This window comes from Streptomyces sp. NPDC017246 (genome assembly GCF_044331325.1).
Lineage (GTDB): Bacteria > Actinomycetota > Actinomycetes > Streptomycetales > Streptomycetaceae > Streptomyces.
This window is the reverse complement of sequence record NZ_JBIRMW010000004.1, coordinates 283,128-298,536: the sequence shown is the minus strand read 5'-3', so window position 1 is coordinate 298,536 and position 15,409 is coordinate 283,128. Positions and strand designations below refer to the sequence as shown.

The following is a 15,409-nucleotide window of genomic DNA, read 5'->3' as shown; positions in this document are numbered from 1 at the left end:
GACCCCCGCAGGGGTTCCTCCGCTCAGTCCTCGTGCAGCGCGGCGACGAAGGCGTGGGCCAGGGTCCGCGTGTGGGTGAGGGTGATCAGCCAGGACCGCACCCCCGCCTCGTCGGCCAGGGCGGCGGCGCGGCCCGTCAGCCGGACGGACGGGCTTCCGGACGGGGCGCGCACCACCTCGATCTCGGTGAGGACCGAGCCGGTGAGTCCCACGCCCAGGGCCTTGAGCACCGCCTCCTTGGCGGCGAAGCGAACGGCGTACCGCTCGGCGGCGTCGGTGGCGATGTCGCAGTAGGCGCGCTCCTCGGGGGTGAACACCCGTGCGGCGAAGCGCGGTTGGCGGTCGAGGGCGGCTCGCATCTCGTCCACCTCGACCAGGTCCGTGCCCACCCGGAGGACCCGTCTGCCGACCAGCCCGTGCGCCGTGGAGACGGTGGCCTCGCCGATGGCCCCGCCGTCCGCCCCGAGTTCCTCGCAAACCCTTTCGAAGGTCTCTCCGCCGTCCACCGAACCGATCATCATGCCAAGATCCAACTCTCTTGCTCCGTCGAGCGATCGGCCGATATGGTGCCGAGCCGTCACCCATGATGGAGCACGCGCGCGCCGTATTCGAGCGCCGACCGAGAGGGTCCCGCGATGAGTCTGCGGTTCACGCTTCAGCCCAACCCCACCCCCGCGAGTCCCGAGCGGCGCGCGGAGATCCTCGCCGACCCGGGGTTCGGCCAGTACTTCACCGATCACATGGCGCGCGCGGTGTGGACGGCGGACGGCGGCTGGAGCGACGCCGCCGTGGTCCCGTTCGCGCCGGTCCCCATGCACCCGGCGGCGGCGGTTCTGCACTACGCGCAGGAGATCTTCGAGGGGATGAAGGCCTACCGGCACGCGGACGGATCCGTCTGGACGTTCCGGCCGGAGGTCAATGGTGAGCGGTTCGTGCGCTCCGCGCGGCGCCTGGCCCTTCCCGAACTCCCCCTGCCCGCCTTCCTCGACTCGGTCACCGAACTCGTCCGGGCGGACCGGGTGTGGGTGCCGACCGGGGAGGAACAGAGCCTCTATCTGCGGCCGTTCATGTTCGCCTCCGAGCCCTTCCTCGGTGTGCGGCCCGCCGCCGAGGTCACGTACATGGTCATCGCCTCGCCGGTCGGCCCGTACTTCTCCGGCGGCGTGAAGCCGGTCTCGATCTGGCTCTCCACGGACTACACCCGCGCCGGGCGCGGCGGGACCGGCGCCGCCAAGTGCGGCGGCAACTACGCGGCCAGCCTGGCCCCGATGCTGGAGGCCGGCGAGCACGGCTGTGACCAGGTCTGCTTCCTCGACGCGGCCGAGGGCCGGTACGTCGAGGAGCTCGGCGGCATGAACCTGTACTTCGTCACGGACGACGGCCGTCTCGTCACCCCGGAGCTCGGCACGATCCTGGAGGGGGTCACGCGCGCGTCCATCCTCGCCCTCGCCAAGGAGATGGGGCTCGACGTGGAGGAACGGGCCGTCGAGATCACCGAATGGCAGGAGGGTGCGAGGAGCGGCGCGATCCGTGAGGTCTTCGCCTGCGGCACCGGCGCGGTGGTGACTCCCGTCGGGCGGCTCGCCTGGACCGACGGCGAGGTCGTGGCCCCGGACACGGGCGCCGAGGACTCGGTGACGATGCGTCTGCGCCGCCGTCTGGTGGACATCCAGTTCGGCCGTTCGGACGACCCCCACGGGTGGATGCGGCGCCTCGTCTGACCGGACAGGGGAACACCGGGGGCCCGCCCGCCGAACGGCGTGCGGGCCCCTGCCGTCCACTCTCCCGCCGATCGGTTCGGTCCCAGCCGCACGGCCCGCCGCCCCCAGGTCCGTACGCCTCCCGCCCCAGCCGCACGGCCCCGCCCTCAGCTCCCGGACGGCCCCGCCGTCAGCAGACCCAGGCCGACCGCCTCGTTCGGGCACACCCCGCCGCACCCGTCCCCGGTGGACGTGGCTCCCTCGGTGACCGGGAGGCAGGCGTCCGCCAGGTCCTCGGCGCGCAGCGCGCGGCCCTCGCCCACGCCCCGCTGGACGGCGAGCGCCACCACGCCGGCCGCGTACGCGGTCGCGCCGGACGTGCCGCTGGAGACCAGCCAGCCGTCGTCGGGGGCGGTCCCGTCGTAGGCACTGTTCCGCCGGTCGAACAGACAGCCGGGCTGGGTCGGGAAGACGATGTAGTCGCCGTGCGGCAGCGTCCCGCAGGGCCCGGACAGATCGGGGACGTTCCGGCCGGGGAAGACCGCCGAGCGGTAGCTCGACGCCAGGTCGGAGGCGCGCCGCCGCCCGCCCGGACCGACATGGACCCCGCCGACCGTCAGGGCACCCGGGGTGGCCACCGACTGGAACATGGCACTGGGCCGATCGGTGGAACCGTTGCCCGCGGCGAACAGGACGGTGATGCCCCGCCGGACCGCGTCGGCGACCTCCAGGTGCAGATGCGGCTCCTCCCGCAGGGTGCCCCAACTGCACGAGATGACGTCCGGAGCGAGGCCCACCGCCCGCTGGAACGCGGCGAGCGGGAAGGAGAAGGCCTCGCAGGCCATCTTGACCATGGTGAGCTCCGCCCGGGGGGCGACCGCCAGGAGCAGCGCCGACATGGCGGTGCCGTGCCCGCGTTCGTCCGCGGCCGGGTCGAGGCCGGTGACGGCGGGCACCACGGAGGTCGCGTAGCCGTGCGCCCGGTGGTGCGGATGCGCGTACAGCCCGGTGTCGACCATCACCACCCGTACCCCGTCCCCCCGGATCCCGGCGGCGTGCAGCGGCTCGGCGCCCGCCACCCGCACGGCGTCCTCGGGCAGTCGCAGGTAGCGGTCGGTGCGGGGCAGCGGAGGGGCGGTGCTGACGGTCAGCTCGAAGCCGGAGCGGGGGACCAGGACCTCGGCGATCAGTTCGGGGCGCAGCCGTGACCGGAGTGCGCCCGGGGCGGTGAGCTCGTAACGGACTGATCCCCGGATGTACTTGTTGCGCACGGGGACGACGGGGCTGCCGAAGACCTCCGAGAGCAGCGCGTTGTCCCCGGCGACGGTGAGGCCGACGGCCGTCCGGGCCTCGACGTCCAGCCCCTCGCGGGTGAACGCGTCGGCGAGACGGTCGACGGCGCCGGGGGCGGGGAGGAACTCCTCCACCGGCAGCCGCGACAGCTGGGCGGGATCGCCGCCCAGCCGCCGCCCGCCGGCCGAGCGGGGGACGACGGTGACGACGCCGCGCCGCTCGAAGCGGGCGAGCTCCTCCTCCACCATGCGGAGTCTTCCCTTCAGCTGTTGGCGAGTGCCCGCAGGCGGTGCCGGTCGAGCTTCCCGGACGGGGTCAGGTTCACGTCCTCGTCGAGGAGGAACTCGATCCGGGCCGGGAGCATGTAGTCGGGCAGCCGGAGGGCCAGCTCCCGCCGCAGCCCGGTCTCACCGGGACCGGAACCGTCCCCCCGGCCCAGGACGAACAGGGTGATGGCCCTGCCCGTCACAGGGTGTTCGGCGGGCACCGCGCAGCAGTCCGTCACCCCGGTCACGGCGAGCGTCGCCGCCTCCACCTCGGAGAGATGGACGAGATTTCCGTTGATCTTGAGGGCGTCGTCGCGACGGCCCAGGAACACCAGCGCGCCGTCGTCCCGCCGCCGGACGTAGTCGCCCGAGCGGTAGTACCGGCCGCCGGCCGGCCCCGGCAGTTCCACGACCGCCCGGGCGGTGCGGTCGGGCTCGCCGCAGTAGCCCGCCATCACCTGCGGACCGCCGATCAGCAGCTCCCCGGTCCCGCCGTCCGGAACCGGCCGGAGAGCGTCGTCGACGACGAGGAGGTCGACATTCGGCAGGGCGAAGCCGATGGGCAGGAACTCCTCCGTGTATCCGGCGATGTCGTCGGTGAGGAAGAGCGTCGCGCTGTGGGTGGTCTCGGTCGGCCCGTACCCGTGGACGTACGTGAGTCCCGGAGCGAAGGCGGCGAACGCCCGCAGGACCGGGACCGGGCAGGCCTCGCCCCCGAACCAGAGCCGCCGCAGCGAGCTCAGGTCGCGGCGGCCGGCGTCGCTGAAACGTCCCACGAGCATGCGGATCACCGAGGGCACGAGCAGCGTGTCGGTGATCCGCCACTGCTCGACGGCCCGGGTGATCTGCGTGGCCATCCGCAGCCGGGGCAGCAGATGGACGCTGCCGCCGACCAGGAACGTCGACCAGAGGTCGACGACCGAGGCGTCGAAGAAGAGCGGCGCCACGTTCAGGAAGCGCATGCCGTCCTCGAAGCCGACCGTCTTCTGCACGCCTTCGAGGAGGGCGCAGAGCGAGCGGTGGCTGATCACGACGCCCTTGGGCGAGCCGGTCGAACCCGAGGTGAAGACCACGTACGCGGGGTCGTCGGGGCTCCGGTCCACGGGGTCCGCGGCGCGCACGTCGCTCTCGGCCGCCGGGTCCCAGGTCCCGTCCCCGGGCGCGTCCCCGACGGTCACCACACGGCCCGCCGGCGCGCCGTCGAGCAGCCCCCGGTGGTCCTGCCCGGCCACGGTGACGGTGGGCTCGCACAGGCCGAGCAGTACGGCGATCCGCGCGGCGGGCAGCGACTCGTCCACCGGCACGTACCGGGCGCCGAGCCGCAGCGCGGCCCACATCACCGTCACCGAGGCGACGGACTTGTCCAGCACCATCGCGACCGTGGAGCCCCTGCCGACGCCGAGCCCGGCCAGGAGGTCGGTCAGCGTCTGCGTCCGGCGGGCCAGGGTGCGGTACGAGACCACCTCGCCGGTGTCGAGCGCCACCACGGCCGTGGCGTCGCTCTCGCACCGGCGTTCCAGGATCATGTCGGCGAGCGCCGGTACGCCCCCGTCCGGGTACGCGTTCATCCGTCCTCCTGCCGGGTGAGAGGGGACTCGAGCCGCCGCCGGATCGCGTCGAGCAGTTCCGGGAACGTCTCCATCTTCTGGTCGTACGAGCCGAAGTGGCCCATGCCGTCGAGCACCGTGAAGTCGCTGCCCGTCAGCCCGTGCAGCTCCTCGGCGACCTCGAAGGGGACCCAGGGGTCGTCCTTGGAGTGGAACTGCGCGATGAACCGCTGGTTGGCCCGGATGGCGTCCCAGTCCCACGGCCGGTCGAAGAACCCGCTGCGGCGCTCCAGCTCGAAGCCGCAGTCGGTGTGGTGACCGGCCACGGCGAAGGTCCCGAGCAGCGGCGCCGTCTCGGCGTACCGGAACGCGGTGAGCGCGCCCGAGGAGTGCCCGACGATCACCGTGTTCTCGTCGGGCCTGATGACGTCCGTGAGGTACGGCAGCCAGAACCGCATCCGGCCCTTGATCGGGTCCGGAAAGGTCTCGGCCACCACCTGGTGGCCGAGGGCCTCCAACTCCCGTCTGAGGTACGGGAACCAGATGCCCTCGACGCTGGCGCCGGCGTTCCCGTGGATCAGGACGATCCGCACGTCCGCCCGGGGGCGGGGCCGGACCGGCCCCGCCCCCGGCCCCGTCGTGGAGATCTCAGACAGGGGACACCTCGTCGTCCAGGAGCTCTTCGAGCAGCTCGGACAGCGAACCCAGGGTCGCGAAGTTCTCGACGGTCAGCAGCTCGGGTTCGAGCTCGATGTCGTAGTACGTCTCGAAGGCCAGGGTCAGTTCGATCATCTGGGTCGAGTTCAGCGAGAGCCCGCCGTTGAACAGCGGGGTCCCGGAGGACAGTTCGACCTGTTGGTGCGGGAAGATCTCGGCGATGACCTTGCGGAGGTCGTCCTCGATGTCCGCCCGGGTCTTGCGGTCGCTCACCCTCGGTTCAGCTCCTCTCGGGCGCCGCGGTGCCCTCGTCCTGCGTCTTCGCCGCCGTGACCTCTTCCGGCGACTTCGGGCGGGTCTGCAGGAAGAGCGGGGTCCGCGGGATGTTCTGCGCGTCCTGGTGGAACGGGTTGCGCTTGTTCTTCAGCGACAGGTACATGGTGCGGCGGGCGCGCGCCTTCTCCTCGTCGGAGTAGAAGAGGAACGCGATGTTGCCGGCGTTCTCCCGGCCGACCTCGGTGAGGGTGACCTCCTCGTCGGTCTCCACCGCGTAGCCGCCCTCGACCAGCCAGTCGATCTCCCGGCGGTACTTCTCCAGGTTGGCGACGTCCGCCTTCCTCACGGTTCCGAAGACCGGGAAGAAGACCATGACGCGGTTCTCGACCTCGTCCTCGCTGCAGATACGGCCCTGCTCGATCGGGATGATCCCGGCCTCGACCTCGCGCATCCACCGCTCGACGTCGGTGTGGTTGCGGTAGCTGCGCTCGCCCATGTAGTTCTCGGCGGCCGGACCGATGCCCAGCGTGTAGCTGGCGCGGTAGCCGTTGCCGCCGCAGGCGTGGTTGAGGCCGATCTCGCCCGGGTCGTCGAGCCGGGTGAAGAAGTTGATCAGCAGCTGCTTGTCGTAGCCGTACGACGCGAGCCCGTCCTTGATCTGCCGGTACTGCTCGCGCTCGATGGCGCCCGACGGCTTGACGTCGGCGACCTTGCCGGCGCGGATCTGCTGGTCGAGCCGGGTCCCCTCCCACTGGTTGAAGCGGTAGGTCTGCACGAAGCTGGGGCGCAGCTCGGCACAGATGCCCTGCAGGTCCTTGCCCAGGACCTCGTCGTCCTGCCCCGGCAGGTTGTACATCAGGTCGAGCGCGAAGGTGCGGATGCCCGCCTTGCGGATGTTCTCGGCCGTCTGGTGGACCTGCTCGACGGTGGCCTTGATGGTGAGCTTCTTGCGGATCTCCGGGTCGAGCGTCTGCACGCCGAAGGAGATCCGGGTGATGCCGAGCGACTTCAGCATCTCGATGTAGCCGTCCTTGGAGAGCCCGAGCGGGCTGCCCTCCAGGGAGATGCCGTCGACCTCGCTGAGGTCGAACTCGCGGTGCACGGCCTCCAGGATGGTGGCCATGGAGTCCTGTTCGAGCGCGGAGGGCGTACCGCCGCCGAACTGGACGTACTTGATCTTCGTCCCCTGGAAGTACTTCGAGCGCGCGTTCCGCTCGATCTCCTTCACCATCGCCTGGACGAACCGCTTCTGCCGCTCGCCCTGGTACTTCGCCGCGGACTCCTTGAAGCACGCGCAGAAGTTGCAGAACGCCTCGCAGAACGGGATGTGGAAGTAGAGCAGGATGTCCGTCTGCTCCGGGTGCGACTGCCGGTCCAGGAAGGAGAAGTACTCCGCCTTCTTCGCCTCGTCGTCGAGGGAGTCCTGGAAGGCGCAGATCTTGGGGTAGAACCAGGTGACGTTGGTGCGCTTCTCGGGGCTCTCGAACTCGTCCTTCAGATAGAAGTTCGAGTCGAGCCCGAGCATGAAGGGGTTCTCGACTTGGGTCGTCATGGCCTCGGCTCCCGCTCTCTGATCAGGAAGGCTGGCTGGAGGGCTCCCCGTGGGGACCCCGGCTCTCGTGGAGGACCGGGTACGTGGCGCTCATCTCTCCATTGATCTCGATCCACTGGAGCTTGTCCTCCGGCAGGTCGACGTCCGCCCAGATGGCCTCGGGCGGGCACTCGGCGACGCACGCGTTGCAGTCGATGCATTCCTCGGGGTTGATGTAGAGCATCTCGGGGCCCTCGTGGAAACAGGCCACGGGGCAGACGTCCACACAGTCCGTGTACTTGCAGCCGATGCACTCGTCGGTGACGACGTACGCCATGTTCTCGGTACCTCCGCGCTCTGTGTTCCCGGCGATTCCGGCGTTCCCGCCGGGCTCGTGTCACAAGGGGTGTGACGCCCTCACGCGTGGACCGGCGGGACCTCGGTCAGCCGCCGCATCCAGCCGAAGCGGTCGACCGCCTCGCCCCGGTGGATGCCGTCGAGCAGGGCGCCGAAGCGCGCGGTCACGGGACCGGCCCCCTCGCCGGCGAACCGGTACTCCTCGCCCTGGTGGCCGAGCCCGGTCACCGGCGCCACGCCCGTCTCTGTGCCGGTGGCGAAGCACTCGGTGACGGTGCCGTCGGCGATGCCCTTGAGCACCTCCGCCAGTTCCACCGGCCGCTCCACGACCGCGGTCCCGGAGTCCCGCGCCAGCTTGACGACGGAGTCACGGGTCACACCGGGCAGGACCGAACGGTCGAGCGCCGGAGTGGTCAGGACCCCGTCGATCACGAAGAAGGCGTTCAGGTTCCCGATCTGCTGCACGAAGCGGCCCTGCGGCCCGTCGAGCCACAGCACGTGGTCGTAGCCGTAGTTGGCGGCGACCTCGCCGGGGACCACACCCGCCGCCAGGGACCCGGCGTCGTTGATGTCGCCGGTGCCGCCGGGCCAGGCCCGTACATAGCCGTCGAGGGTCATCGCCCGGACCGGCTTCCCGGCCACCCCGGCCGGGTCCCCGACGGAGGCGAGGACGTAGAAGAGGCAGTTGTCGGCGGGGGAGGGGGTGAGCCCCGTGCCGTCGGCGGCGAGCACCGCGCGCAGGTGCAGCGCGGAACCGGCCTCCTCGGGGAGCCACGCCCGGTCGAGCTCGACCAGGGCGCGCACGGAGGTCCACACCCGGTCGAAGTCGACCTGCGGCAGGGCGAGACGGCGGGCGCCGTTGTTGAGCCGCTTGATGTGGCTGTCGGGACGGAACACGGCGACCGTGCCGTCCGCCATGCGGTACGCCGTGAACGCGTCCACGACGGTCTGGCCGCCGAGTACGGCGGCAGCGGTGGGCCGCAGCGCCGGGATCGTGTCCCGGTCGGCCACGGTCAGCCCCTGCCAGGTACGGCGCTTCCCGGTCCGCATGAAGAAGGCGTGATCGGTGAGGACCGGCGCGGTCGACCCGTCCGCCTCCGGCCGCGGTCGGGGGGTGGCGGTGGGTGTGACCACCAGTTCGTTGCTCATGCGCGGACACCTTCCTTGTCCTTGAGGTCGACGCCCTCGATGTCGACCTCGACGTCTCCGATGACCGAGGCGACAAGACGCTCGACCTGGTCGAGGGCTCCCTCGAAGTGGATACGGGCGACCCTGTTGCTGAAGATGTCGTCCGGGTCCAGAACCGCTCCCGGCTCCGCCTCCGGGACGAGATCACGGAACTCCGCGGCCCCGGTGAACGGCTCGGCACCGCTCAGCGTCCCGGCGAACGCCCCGGGCCGGTCGGTGGTGACGAACGCGAGGCCCGCGCTCACCGGAGAGAGGGGCCCCGGCTCGTGCCGCAGCCCGCGCGCGGCGTCCGCCGCCGCGGCGCACAGGTCCACTCCGGGCCCGGCGAGCACGAGTTCGGGGATGTTGTCACCGGCGAGCCGGGCGCCGACCTCGATCAGCACGGGCCCCCGGTCACGGGCGACGCGGGTCTCGATGTGGAAGGGGCCCACCGACAGTTCGAAGGCCTTCACGACCCGCCGGGCGAAGTCCTCCAGGAGGACGCCGTGCGGCGACTCGGCCGGCGCGGTCGCGATGTGGCCCATCTCGAAGAAGTCGGGCTCCGCGGAGAGGAACTTGGTGGTGACGCTCGCGAGATGGGGCCCGTCGGCGTCCACCCAGCCGTCCAGGGAGAACTCCGGCCCCTCGACGTACTCCTCCACCAGGGCGGCCCGGCGCGGGTTCGGATGGAACTTCACCTCGCCGGGGCCGTGCACGGTCGCGCAGGCGCGGGCGTACTCCTCCTCGTCACGGCAGAGGCTCACCATCAGGCTCCCGCCGCAGTCGACGGGCTTCACCACGACCGGGAAGGGCAGCGGAGACGGACCCGCCGCCCCGGGCTCCACGAGCACCGAGCGCGGGAAGGCGACACCCCGCTCGGCACACCAGCGGCGCATCACGTCCTTCTGCCGCACCGCCTCGGCCGCGTCCGCGCCGAGCGCCGGAAGTCCGAGAGACCTGGCCAGCTCCGCGCTCTCCGGCACCACGTACTCGAAGCCCGCGACGACACCGGTCGGCCGGACGCCGGACTCCTCGACGAGACGGAGCAGCTCCGGCACGCCGCGGTCGGGATGCCAGTCGACGACCGTCGCGCCCGCCAGGACCTCCGGCGGCAGCAGTTCGGGGAACTGGGTGGGGATCAGACAGGGCACCCCGGACTCCACCACCCGGGCGGCGAGCCGGACCCCCGCCGACAGGGGCTGGACGACGATCAGCACGGCAGGACCTCCGAGGACGCTCCGGCGAGGAACCGCTCGTCGTCCCCGAGGAAACCCCAGTCGGGAGCGGGAACGGGCGGACGCCGGTCAGAGCGGGACATGAACAGGGTGTGGCGCGCGTGGAGTTCGGCCCCCCGCAGCGATTTCGCACGGTACGAGGTGACACCGAGGTGGACGGCGTCGAGACCCCGCTCCAGGGCCAGCCGCAGCGGTCCGTAGACCGTGGCCTCGAAGTACTCGCCGGAGGAACCGTGCCCGCCCGCGTAGTCACAGCCGAAGACCCGCATGTGCAGGGTGCCGCCGTGGACGATCCCGAGGGCGAAGGCGGCCGGGTGGCCCCGCTCGTCGAGCACCTCGGTGATCACCACGTCCTCACCGGCCGCGCCCTCGCCGCCACCGCCGATGCTCAGACAGCGGTGCAGATAGCGCACCGCGCCCTCCTCGCTCAGCTCCTCGCCGTGCCGGGCCTGCACCTGGACCACGAGCGGCGCGTACCGCTCCAGGTCCGCCGGGTCGGCGGCCACGCTCCGCGACCGGTAGCCGCCGCCGGCGAGCCGCTTCAGATCGCGGCGTACCAGGGAACGGCGCGAGGAGGGCAGCGCCGCCACGTGCTCGTCGAAGGTCGTGCCGCGCGGCCGGACCACCGCCGTCGGCGGACAGGGGGTGGCGACGGTGGCGAATCCGGGCAGTGCGGCCAGCGCGCGGGACTCGTCCTCCGGCAGGTACCACCAGGAGACGTGTCCGGCGCCCCGCTCCTCCGCCCGGTCCAGAAGACGGTCGCAGAGGGCGGTGAGGAGCAGGGTCCGGTCCGCGTCGGACAGTCCGGGGCTGAGGAGCAGCCGGTTGTCGTACCCGGTGCGCGAGCCCGCGAGGACCTGGACGTCCGGGGTGTACCCGAGCAGGGTCGTCTCGTTGTAGAGCGGATTGCTGTCGCCGCCGGACGCCGTGTGGAAGGGCACGAGTCCCCCGGTCCGGCCGCTCGCCCCGTCCCGGCCGACCAGATAGGCGGTGTCGAAGCCCCGGTCGCCCTCCTGGGAGACCGTCCAGCGCCGGGACGAGTAGAACCCGCCCTCGTCGAGCCATGACTCGTCGGTGCCGGAGGGGCCGAGCTGCGACCGCTCTCCCACCACGAAGGGCGTCAGGGTGTCGTCCATGCCTCGTCCTGCCTCTCGGTCGTGTACGTCCCCCTGGCGAGCACCCACGTGGCGACGACGCTCAGCACCGCCACGAGCGAGGCCGCCACCGGGGCCGAGGTGATGAGCAGCAGGAGGGCGGCGGCGCCCGCGCCGATCGGGATGGTCCCGAAGGCGAACGTCCGGTAGACGGCGTTCACCCGGCCCAGCATCCCCTCGGGCGACACCAGTTGACGTCGCGTCAGCGAGTGCACGTTGTAGAACGCCATGGCCGCGCCGTAGACGAGCATGCTCGCCAGGAAGGCCGCCGCACCCCAGGAGCCGAAGCCCAGCGACCAGAGCGCCGCGAGCAGCGCCGCCTGGGAGACGAGCAGTGCCCACACCCAGGACCGGGCGCCGTCCCCGCCGCCGTACCGGGCCGTGGCCCTGGCGCCGATCACACTGCCGACCCCGGCCGCGCTGAAGCCGAAGCCGAGGAACGCGACCGAGTGGTCGGCCTCCTGCACCACGGCGATGAACAGCACGCTCAGGGCGACCTGTTCGGCCAGGTTGAAGAGGGAACCGGCCGCCACGAGCCGGCGCAGCGGATCGGACGCCGCCACGGCCGTGAACCCGGCGCGGATGGAGGCGTTCTCCCGGCCGGCCCGGTTCCGCGAGGGCTTCGGCCGGGCCCGCACGGCCGCTCCGCCGAAGAGATACGAGACGGCGTCCAGGGCGATGGCGAGCGCCGGACCGAGACCGGAGACGACCAGACCGCCGATGGCCGGCCCCGCGGTCTGCGAGACCGCGTTGACCGCCGCCAGCTGCCCGTTGGCACGGGTCAGGTCCTCGGTGTCGACGGTGTCCGGGACGTACGCGAGGAGGGACGTGTCGAACAGCGCGGTGAACGCGCCGAGCAGCACCGCCGCCGCGAACAGCGTCGCGTAGTTCAGCCATGCCGCCGCGGCCAGCGTCACCACCAGGAACAGGACGACGGCCCGCGCGAAGTGGGACGCGTACAGCAGTGGAGCCCGGTCCCGCAGATCCGCCAGCCTGCCCGCGAACGGGGTGACCAGGAGGACGGGAACGAACTGCGCGCCGCTCAGCAGGGCGATCTGCGACGGAGACGCCTCCAGATCGGCGGCGGCGAGGACCGGCAGGGCGACCAGGGTCAGCTGCGATCCGGCCGAGGACACCGCCTCGCTCACCATCAGCGCCTGGAACGCGCCGGGGAGCCTGCCGCGCCCGGCCGCCGGCGCCCCCTTCCGTGCTGTCCCGCGCATCACACCGTCCCGGCGGTGGAACCGGCGACGGGCTTGCCCACGTGCAGGGTGAACACCATCGGGACCGGCCCGAAGTTCTCCAGGACCCGCAGCCCCTCGGCCTGCGCCGCGCGGCCCGTGGTCACACAGGCGTCGAACTCCCCGGCCGCGCAGAGGGCGGCCGCCCGGGAGTTGCTGCTCGCCAGGGTGACGGTCCCCCGGTCGGCCACCAGACAGCTGGGAGCCGGGTGGGAGACGATCGTACGGACGGCCGTGTCGTCGTCCGGCCGGCCCGCGAGGACCATGTCGTGGGTGTCCAGGATGAAGCTGTCGACCATTTCGAGGCGGTGCAGGTTCCCGAAGACGAGGTCGTGCAGCCGGGGATAGACGGCGCACGCCAGGATGGCCTCGCTGCCGTCGAAGCCCATGACGTCGAGCCCGTCCTCCACCTCGGAGTGCAGCAGGACGGTGCCGGCGACCCCCCGCTCGGCGAACCAGTGGTGCGCGGCCTTCTCCAGATTGGTGCCGGAGGGGCCGAGGGTGTGGATTCTGGTGACTCCCGACAGCGCCCCGTCACGGTCGGCCTTCAGCGCCGTGCTCTCGCTCATGCGTGTCGTCCCTCGCCCTCGATCGCGAACGCTCCGGCCGCGCCGGTGACCGGCAGCAGCCAGCCGTGCGTGTCAGGTGTACGTGCGTGCTGGACGTCCAGGAGGGCGCCGCGGAGCCGTTCGGTCACCGGGCCCTCCTTGCCGTCACCGACGAGCAGGTCCCCGCCCGCGGTTCCGAGCCGGCCCACGGCGACGACGACACCGGCCGTCCCGCACGCGAACATCTCGGCCAGCGCGCCCGAGCGGATCCCTTCGTGGACGGCGTCGATCGCGGTGGGTTCCTCCGCGGCCGGCAGACCGAGCCCCTCGGCCAGGGTGAGCAGCGAGTCACGGGTGATGCCGCGGACGATCGTCCCGTCGCACGGCGGAGTGCTCAGCCGGGGCCCGTCCTCGCCGCGCCACACGAAGAACACGTTCATGGTGCTGAGCTCCTCGACCCACCGGCGTTCGACGCCGTCGAGCCACAGGGCCTCGTCGTACCCGGCGGCCTGGGCCTCGGTCCGGGTCAGCAGGCTGGCCGCGTAGTTCCCCGCGCACTTCGACTCGCCCGTGCCGCCCCGTACCGCGCGCACCGTCTCCGTCGCGGCGGTGACCGCGAGCGGACGGAAGTCGCTCCCGAAACAGGGGTCGGCGGGGTAGGCCAGGAAGACGCACCGGTAGCTGCGCGAGGGCCGCAGCCCCATCTCGGCCTCCGTGGCGAGCAGCAGCGGCCGGATGTACAGGCTCTGCCCGTACCCTCCCGGCACCCAGTGCTCGTCCGCGGCGACCAGCTCGGCGCAGGCCCGGGTGAACAGCTCGGGGGGCATCTCGGCCATCGCGAGCCGCGCGGCCGAGCGCCCCAGCCGGCGCCCGTGGTCGGCGGAGCGGAACAGGGACACCGATCCGTCCGTGGCGCGGAAGGCCTTCATCCCCTCGAAGACGGCCTGCCCGTAATGGAGCCCCAGGGTCGCGGGATCCATCGGCAGCCTGTCGTACGGCTCGATCCGCGGCTCGGACCAGCCGCTCCCGGCCTCCCACTCCACGACGGCGACCCGGCCGGTGGAGTGACGGCAGAAGCCGGGGTCCCGGAGGATCCGGTCGAGTCCGGGCGGCGCGGGCTGTCCGGGTATGCCGGACGGCACTGTCTCAGACATGGACCTCGGAACCCCACAGACCGATCGGTGCCAGCGGGCCGCCGTACCGGTCGGGCTTGCTCTCCGGGCGCCGCAGGAGCGTCCCGTAGAGGAAGTCCACGGCGCCCGTGCGGTAGGCGTCGTCGTCCTCGACCGTCTCGATCTCCTCGATCCGCCGGACGAGTTCGCGGACGCACTCCACGATCTCCGCCTTGGACCCCAGGGCGCGCCGGCCGCGGCCGTCGTCCGTGAACAGCCCGTGCGCGGCCAGCCAGGTGCCGAGCGCGAAGCCCGTACCGGAGTCGAAGTTCCGCAGCGGCTCGGGCTGTGCCGGATAGCGGAAGAGCCGTTCGAGCAGGATGTACTCGAAGATCACGGGGCCGTACGGCACCTGCTCCTCGAAGCAGGCGATCGCCGACCTCATGTCGACCTTGAGCTCCTCCAGGAGCCCGGGGCGCCACTTCGTCTTCAGCGACAGATGCTGGTCGAGCGGCCGGGGGCCGGTGTGGTGGAAGTAGTCGTGCATATAGCCCCAGACGCACCGGGCCTGGTACACGTCCTCGGGATCGATCCCGGGCGAGACGAGACCGCTGTCACCGGCGAACGGGGACCCGGGACCGCACAGGCGCTCGGTGATCGCCAGGGTCTGGGCGTAGATGTCGACATGACGGTTGAAGAAGAACCAGGCGAAGTTCTGGTGCGTGCACCGGCTCGCCGCCGGGATGTTCTCGGGGAAGAACACTACGCAGTTGCCCTCCCGCAGCCCCCGCGAGGCGGAGAGCAGCCGGGTGGACTGGAAGACGGCCTTCGGATGCGGATAGACGTCCTGGAGGTACGGCGTGCAGTCGGGGTCCTGGCGGACCACCGAGAACGCCTCGACGTGGATCTCGTGGCGGTCGCTGTTGGGGAGGATCACCGGCCCGATGTACGCGGCGGCCTCACCGTCCTCCGGCGCCGGCACCGCGTCCCGGGTCGCGTCGAAGTCGGGAACGCCCTCGCACCCGGCCTTCGCCCAGTCCGCCAAGTCGGCGAGAGTGGCCGATATCTGACGCTCCGGCAGAAGACCGGAGAGTCCCTCCACGGCCGCGCGGACCTCGGCGAGGGCCACGAGCGGATCGCCACCCCTTTCGCCGCTCCGCACCTCGCGGAGACGGTCCACGGCGGGCACGACCCGCCGTTCGAAATCCAGTAGCTCGGCAACGGTACGCGGACCCACTCCACCCCCCACAGCAATGGCCCCATCCACGGAGCCGCTGGGCTCCGCTTGTCACACCTACGTCACAGCACTGTCGGTCGCCTGGGAC

At 71.8% G+C, this 15,409-nt stretch carries 15 protein-coding genes; 1 reads left to right on the top strand and 14 read right to left on the bottom strand.

The window, feature by feature from the left end; translation table 11 throughout:
• Positions 1–23: 23 nt before the first annotated feature.
• On the bottom strand, positions 24–521 hold the full coding sequence (acpS, locus tag ACH4MY_RS12030; protein WP_398001170.1) for a holo-ACP synthase: 498 nt from the start codon (positions 519–521) through the stop codon (positions 24–26).
• A gap of 114 nt (positions 522–635) precedes the next feature.
• On the opposite strand from acpS, the gene ACH4MY_RS12025 reads away from it, so the two are divergent.
• On the top strand, positions 636–1,721 hold the full coding sequence (locus tag ACH4MY_RS12025; RefSeq protein ID WP_398001167.1) for a branched-chain amino acid aminotransferase: 1,086 nt from the start codon (positions 636–638) through the stop codon (positions 1,719–1,721).
• Between the two features lie 146 nt (positions 1,722–1,867).
• Here ACH4MY_RS12025 and ACH4MY_RS12020 read toward each other — a convergent pair whose 3' ends face one another.
• The 13 genes from ACH4MY_RS12020 to ACH4MY_RS11960 form a co-directional block, all read right to left on the bottom strand.
• Positions 1,868–3,241: a S8 family serine peptidase gene (locus ACH4MY_RS12020; protein WP_398001164.1), complete on the bottom strand. Its 1,374-nt coding sequence runs from the start codon at positions 3,239–3,241 to the stop codon at positions 1,868–1,870.
• A 14-nt stretch (positions 3,242–3,255) separates the two neighbouring features.
• Positions 3,256–4,827: an amino acid adenylation domain-containing protein gene (locus ACH4MY_RS12015; RefSeq protein WP_398001161.1), complete on the bottom strand. Its 1,572-nt coding sequence runs from the start codon at positions 4,825–4,827 to the stop codon at positions 3,256–3,258.
• A complete protein-coding gene (locus tag ACH4MY_RS12010; RefSeq protein ID WP_398001159.1) occupies positions 4,824–5,399 on the bottom strand; it encodes an RBBP9/YdeN family alpha/beta hydrolase in 576 nt (191 codons plus the stop codon). Before ACH4MY_RS12010 ends, ACH4MY_RS12015 begins: the two co-directional genes overlap by 4 nt.
• A 55-nt stretch (positions 5,400–5,454) precedes the next feature.
• Positions 5,455–5,736, bottom strand: a complete 282-nt coding sequence (locus ACH4MY_RS12005; protein ID WP_398001156.1) for an acyl carrier protein — start codon at positions 5,734–5,736, stop codon at positions 5,455–5,457.
• A 7-nt stretch (positions 5,737–5,743) separates the two neighbouring features.
• On the bottom strand, positions 5,744–7,291 hold the full coding sequence (locus ACH4MY_RS12000) for a coproporphyrinogen-III oxidase family protein (RefSeq protein ID WP_398001153.1): 1,548 nt from the start codon (positions 7,289–7,291) through the stop codon (positions 5,744–5,746).
• Between the two features lie 22 nt (positions 7,292–7,313).
• Positions 7,314–7,607 (bottom strand): ferredoxin family protein, encoded by a 294-nt coding sequence (locus ACH4MY_RS11995; protein ID WP_398001150.1) that lies wholly within the window; start codon positions 7,605–7,607, stop codon positions 7,314–7,316.
• A gap of 80 nt (positions 7,608–7,687) precedes the next feature.
• Complete coding sequence (locus ACH4MY_RS11990; protein WP_398001147.1) at positions 7,688–8,776, bottom strand: aminotransferase class IV; 1,089 nt, start codon at positions 8,774–8,776, stop codon at positions 7,688–7,690.
• Positions 8,773–10,011: an acetyl-CoA carboxylase biotin carboxylase subunit family protein gene (locus ACH4MY_RS11985; RefSeq protein ID WP_398001145.1), complete on the bottom strand. Its 1,239-nt coding sequence runs from the start codon at positions 10,009–10,011 to the stop codon at positions 8,773–8,775. Before ACH4MY_RS11985 ends, ACH4MY_RS11990 begins: the two co-directional genes overlap by 4 nt.
• Positions 10,005–11,165 carry a GNAT family N-acetyltransferase gene (locus ACH4MY_RS11980; protein WP_398001142.1) on the bottom strand — a complete coding sequence of 387 codons (1,161 nt, stop codon included), beginning with the start codon at positions 11,163–11,165 and terminating at the stop codon, positions 10,005–10,007. Before ACH4MY_RS11980 ends, ACH4MY_RS11985 begins: the two co-directional genes overlap by 7 nt.
• Complete coding sequence (locus ACH4MY_RS11975; protein WP_398001139.1) at positions 11,150–12,406, bottom strand: MFS transporter; 1,257 nt, start codon at positions 12,404–12,406, stop codon at positions 11,150–11,152. Before ACH4MY_RS11975 ends, ACH4MY_RS11980 begins: the two co-directional genes overlap by 16 nt.
• Positions 12,406–12,993, bottom strand: coding sequence for a bacilysin biosynthesis protein BacA (locus ACH4MY_RS11970; protein ID WP_398001137.1), 588 nt, complete (start codon positions 12,991–12,993; stop codon positions 12,406–12,408). Before ACH4MY_RS11970 ends, ACH4MY_RS11975 begins: the two co-directional genes overlap by 1 nt.
• Positions 12,990–14,126 carry a branched-chain amino acid aminotransferase gene (locus ACH4MY_RS11965; protein WP_398001134.1) on the bottom strand — a complete coding sequence of 379 codons (1,137 nt, stop codon included), beginning with the start codon at positions 14,124–14,126 and terminating at the stop codon, positions 12,990–12,992. The genes ACH4MY_RS11970 and ACH4MY_RS11965 overlap by 4 nt, the downstream gene beginning before the upstream one ends.
• A complete protein-coding gene (locus ACH4MY_RS11960) occupies positions 14,119–15,264 on the bottom strand; it encodes a DUF6421 family protein (RefSeq protein WP_398001131.1) in 1,146 nt (381 codons plus the stop codon). The genes ACH4MY_RS11965 and ACH4MY_RS11960 overlap by 8 nt, the downstream gene beginning before the upstream one ends.
• Between the last annotated feature and the right edge of the window lie 145 nt (positions 15,265–15,409).

Bases quoted from the DNA above. Each gene is read 5' to 3' on its own strand.
- ACH4MY_RS11980 (WP_398001142.1), bottom strand. From the start codon at position 11,165: ATGGACGACACCCTGACGCCCTTCGTGGTGGGAGAGCGGTCGCAGCTC.
- ACH4MY_RS12015 (WP_398001161.1), bottom strand. From the start codon at position 4,827: ATGAACGCGTACCCGGACGGGGGCGTACCGGCGCTCGCCGACATGATC.
- acpS (WP_398001170.1), bottom strand. From the start codon at position 521: ATGATGATCGGTTCGGTGGACGGCGGAGAGACCTTCGAAAGGGTTTGC.
- ACH4MY_RS12025 (WP_398001167.1), top strand. From the start codon at position 636: ATGAGTCTGCGGTTCACGCTTCAGCCCAACCCCACCCCCGCGAGTCCC.
- ACH4MY_RS12000 (WP_398001153.1), bottom strand. From the start codon at position 7,291: ATGACGACCCAAGTCGAGAACCCCTTCATGCTCGGGCTCGACTCGAAC.
- ACH4MY_RS12020 (WP_398001164.1), bottom strand. From the start codon at position 3,241: ATGGTGGAGGAGGAGCTCGCCCGCTTCGAGCGGCGCGGCGTCGTCACC.
- ACH4MY_RS11965 (WP_398001134.1), bottom strand. From the start codon at position 14,126: ATGTCTGAGACAGTGCCGTCCGGCATACCCGGACAGCCCGCGCCGCCC.
- ACH4MY_RS11995 (WP_398001150.1), bottom strand. From the start codon at position 7,607: ATGGCGTACGTCGTCACCGACGAGTGCATCGGCTGCAAGTACACGGAC.
- ACH4MY_RS11975 (WP_398001139.1), bottom strand. From the start codon at position 12,406: ATGCGCGGGACAGCACGGAAGGGGGCGCCGGCGGCCGGGCGCGGCAGG.
- ACH4MY_RS11970 (WP_398001137.1), bottom strand. From the start codon at position 12,993: ATGAGCGAGAGCACGGCGCTGAAGGCCGACCGTGACGGGGCGCTGTCG.
- ACH4MY_RS11990 (WP_398001147.1), bottom strand. From the start codon at position 8,776: ATGAGCAACGAACTGGTGGTCACACCCACCGCCACCCCCCGACCGCGG.